General features: G+C 43.5%; 4 protein-coding genes. All 4 read left to right on the forward strand.

Annotated features, from left to right (window positions below; translation table 11 throughout):
- Positions 1-233 precede the first annotated feature (233 nt).
- Positions 234-1,796 (forward strand): 2-isopropylmalate synthase, encoded by a 1,563-nt coding sequence (locus tag SMIDD26_RS03390; protein ID WP_061438928.1) that lies wholly within the window; start codon positions 234-236, stop codon positions 1,794-1,796.
- A gap of 11 nt (positions 1,797-1,807) precedes the next feature.
- Positions 1,808-2,845, forward strand: a complete 1,038-nt coding sequence (gene leuB, locus SMIDD26_RS03395; protein ID WP_061438929.1) for a 3-isopropylmalate dehydrogenase — start codon at positions 1,808-1,810, stop codon at positions 2,843-2,845.
- Entirely contained in the window at positions 2,842-3,111 is a 270-nt protein-coding gene (locus SMIDD26_RS03400; protein ID WP_061438934.1) for a DUF1294 domain-containing protein, read from the forward strand. The genes leuB and SMIDD26_RS03400 overlap by 4 nt, the downstream gene beginning before the upstream one ends.
- Before the next feature lie 3 nt (positions 3,112-3,114).
- Positions 3,115-3,878, forward strand: a 764-nt coding sequence (locus SMIDD26_RS11425) for an aconitase family protein (RefSeq protein ID WP_246746875.1), incomplete at its 3' end; no start/stop codon positions are given.

Genomic DNA, 3,878 nt, shown 5'->3' on the forward strand with positions numbered 1-3,878 from the left:
CTTGACAAGTGTCTTTTGCCTGTGCTAAAATACTAAACAAGATATCAAACGAAGGAGAAAGTCAAACATGAGAACAGCTAAGTTTAATCAATTTGCTTTGTTGTTGAGGTACTCGGGCTAGTGCAAAAAGCATTAGTCCTGTTGGCTTACCAAGCGGGAGTGAATCAACATCTCGCTTGGACTTCTAAGCGAGATGTTTTTTTAAAAACCACATTTGGAAAAGGGGAAATCTTATGCGTAAAATTGAATTTTTTGATACAAGTCTTCGTGATGGGGAACAAACACCTGGTGTTAACTTCTCAATAAAGGAAAAAGTTTCCATTGCAAGACAGCTGGAGAAATGGGGAATTTCTGTAATTGAAGCTGGTTTTCCGGCTGCTAGTCCAGATTCATTTACGGCAGTGCAGGAGATTGCTAAGGTCTTGAAGAAAACTGCAGTGACAGGTTTGGCCCGCTCTGTCAAGTCTGATATCGATGCATGTTATGAGGCCCTCAAGGAGGCCAAGTATCCACAAGTTCACGTCTTTATTGCTACCAGTCCCATTCATCGTAAGTATAAACTTAATAAGAGCAAGGAAGAGATTTTGGAAGCTATTAAGGAACATGTTTCTTATGCCCGCTCTAAGTTTGAAGTAGTCGAATTCTCTCCTGAGGATGCGACTAGAACAGAGTTGGATTTCCTCTTACAAGTCGTTCAAACAGCGGTTGATGCAGGGGCGTCTTATATCAATATCCCTGACACAGTTGGCTTTACGACTCCAGAAGAGTTTGCCCGTATCTTTGATTACTTGACTGAAAATATTAAATCAGATCATAATGTTGTCTTTGGTGTCCACTGTCACGATGATCTCGGAATGGCAACTGCAAATACTTTGACAGCAATTAAACACGGTGCTAGACGTGTTCAAGGAACTATTAATGGTATCGGTGAACGCGCAGGTAATGTTGCTCTTGAGGAAGTAGCTGTTGCTTTGAAGATTCGTGAGGATTTCTTCCAAGTAACTAGTGATATTGTTTTGAATGAAACAATGAATACGTCAGAAATGGTTTCTCGCTTCTCAGGAATTCCAGTTCCTAAAAACAAGGCCGTCGTTGGAGGTAATGCCTTCTCTCACGAATCTGGTATTCACCAAGACGGAGTCCTTAAAAATCCTCTTACTTATGAAATCATCACTCCTGAATTGGTCGGTGTTAAGAGCAATAGCCTTCCGCTTGGAAAATTGTCAGGTCGCCATGCCTTTGTCGAGAAATTAAGAGAATTGGCCCTAGACTTTACAGAAGAGGATATCAAACCACTCTTTGCTAAGTTCAAGGCTCTGGCAGACAAGAAACAAGAAATCACAGATGCAGATATTCGAGCGCTGGTCGCTGGAACTATGGTTGAAAACCCAGAAGGCTTCCACTTTGATGATTTACAACTGCAAACCCATGCAGATAATGACATTGAAGCACTCGTTAGCCTAGCCAATATGGATGGTGAGAAAGTTGATTTCAATGCGACAGGGCAAGGTTCCGTTGAAGCGATCTTTAACGCTATCGACAAATTCTTTAACCAATCCGTCCGCTTGGTGTCCTACACTATTGACGCTGTGACAGATGGAATTGATGCCCAAGCTCGGGTTTTGGTCACTGTTGAAAACAGAGATACAGAAACCATCTTTAATGCAGCAGGTCTTGATTTCGATGTGTTGAAGGCTTCGGCTATTGCCTACATCAATGCTAATACCTTTGTTCAAAAAGAGAATGCTGGTGAGATGGGACGCAGTGTTTCCTATCGCGACATGCCTAGTGTGTAAAGGAGAAGGCTATGACAAAGAAAATAGTAGCTTTAGCAGGGGATGGAATCGGCCCAGAAATCATGGAGGCTGGTTTAGAGGTTCTGGAAGCTCTAGCTGAAAAAACAGGTTTTGACTATGAGATTGATAGACGACCTTTTGGAGGTGCAGGTATCGATGCTGCAGGGCATCCCTTACCTGATGAAACCCTCAAGGTATGTCGTGAAGCAGATGCCATTCTCCTAGCGGCTATCGGTAGTCCTCAGTATGATGGAGCAGTGGTTCGGCCTGAACAAGGCTTGCTAACTCTCCGTAAGGAACTCAATCTTTACGCTAATATTCGCCCTGTAAAAATCTTTGACAGTCTCAAGCATTTGTCCCCACTCAAACCGGAACGAATTGCTGGTGTAGACTTTGTCGTGGTGCGTGAGTTGACAGGCGGGATTTACTTTGGAGATCATATCCTTGAAGAGCGCAAAGCGCGTGATATCAACGACTATAGCTATGAGGAAGTGGAGCGGATTATTCGCAAAGCCTTTGAAATTGCAAGAAATCGCAGAAAAATCGTTACCAGCATTGATAAGCAAAATGTGTTGGCAACATCAAAACTCTGGAGAAAAGTGGCTGAGGATGTCGCACAGGATTTCCCGGATGTGACCTTGGAACACCAGCTGGTGGACTCAGCTGCCATGCTCATGATTACCAATCCTGTCAAGTTTGATGTTATTGTAACGGAGAATCTTTTTGGAGATATTCTCTCTGATGAATCAAGCGTCCTATCTGGTACACTTGGTGTCATGCCATCAGCCAGTCATTCTGAAAATGGACCAAGTCTCTATGAACCTATTCACGGTTCAGCACCTGATATTGCTGGTCAAGGAATTGCCAATCCTATCTCCATGATTTTATCAGTTGCCATGATGTTGAGAGACAGTTTTGGACGTTATGAGGATGCAGAGCGTATCGAGCGTGCTGTTGAGGCAAGTTTGGCAGCTGGTGTTTTAACAAGAGATATAGGTGGACAGGCTTCGACTAAGGAAATGACGGAAGCTATTATTGCAAGGTTATGAAGTTAGACGAAAAAATTACTCTAGTCCTTTTGATTTGGAATGTCATGGTTTTCTTGATTTATGGCATTGACAAATCTAAGGCAAGGAGAAGAGTTTGGCGCATCCCAGAGAAAATCTTACTTATTTTAGCCTTTACTTGTGGTGGCTTTGGTGCCTGGCTAGCAGGAATCATTTTTCACCACAAGACTAGAAAATGGTATTTTAAAACAGTTTGGTTTCTCGGGATGGTGACTACACTAGTAGCCTTATATTTTATTTGGAGGTAATGGATGGCAGGAAAATCGATTTTTGATAAATTATGGGACCGTCATGTCATCACAGGAGAAGAGGGGCAGCCCCAACTCATGTATGTGGACCAGCACTATATCCACGAGGTGACCAGTCCTCAGGCTTTTCAAGGATTACGAGACGCAGGACGCAGATTGAGACGGCCAGACTTGACATTTGGAACCTTTGACCATAATGTCCCGACGGTCAATATCTACGATATTCGAGATGTCATTTCCAAGGCTCAAATTGATAAGCTGGCTGAAAATGTTGAGGAGTTTGGGATTGAACATGCGGCCCACGGTTCTGAAAAGCAAGGAATCGTTCACATGGTTGGTCCAGAAACAGGACGAACCCAACCAGGAAAATTCATCGTCTGTGGAGATAGCCACACAGCAACCCATGGAGCTTTCGGAGCAATAGCCTTTGGAATTGGGACCAGTGAGGTCGAACATGTCTTTGCTACACAGACACTCTGGCAGGTCAAACCCAAGAAAATGCTGGTGGAATTTACAGGTGTTCCTCAAAAGGGAGTTTATTCCAAGGATTACATTTTAGCCTTGATTGCCAAGTACGGCGTTGCTTGCGGCGTTGGCTACGTGGTGGAATATCGTGGACAAGCTATTGATGCACTGAGCATGGAAGAGCGAATGACCATCTGCAATATGTCCATCGAGTTTGGTTCTAAGATGGGAATCATGAATCCGGACCAAACCACCTATGATTATCTCAAGGGACGAGAATGTGTTCCAGAAGATTTTGATGA

Source organism: Streptococcus mitis (genome assembly GCF_001579035.1).
In the GTDB taxonomy this organism is placed as follows: Bacteria; Bacillota; Bacilli; order Lactobacillales; family Streptococcaceae; genus Streptococcus; species Streptococcus mitis_J.

Excerpts from the sequence above, each read along its gene's own strand:
- SMIDD26_RS03400 (WP_061438934.1), top strand. The coding sequence starts at position 2,842 with ATGAAGTTAGACGAAAAAATTACTCTAGTCCTTTTGATTTGGAATGTC.
- leuB (WP_061438929.1), top strand. The coding sequence starts at position 1,808 with ATGACAAAGAAAATAGTAGCTTTAGCAGGGGATGGAATCGGCCCAGAA.
- SMIDD26_RS03390 (WP_061438928.1), top strand. The coding sequence starts at position 234 with ATGCGTAAAATTGAATTTTTTGATACAAGTCTTCGTGATGGGGAACAA.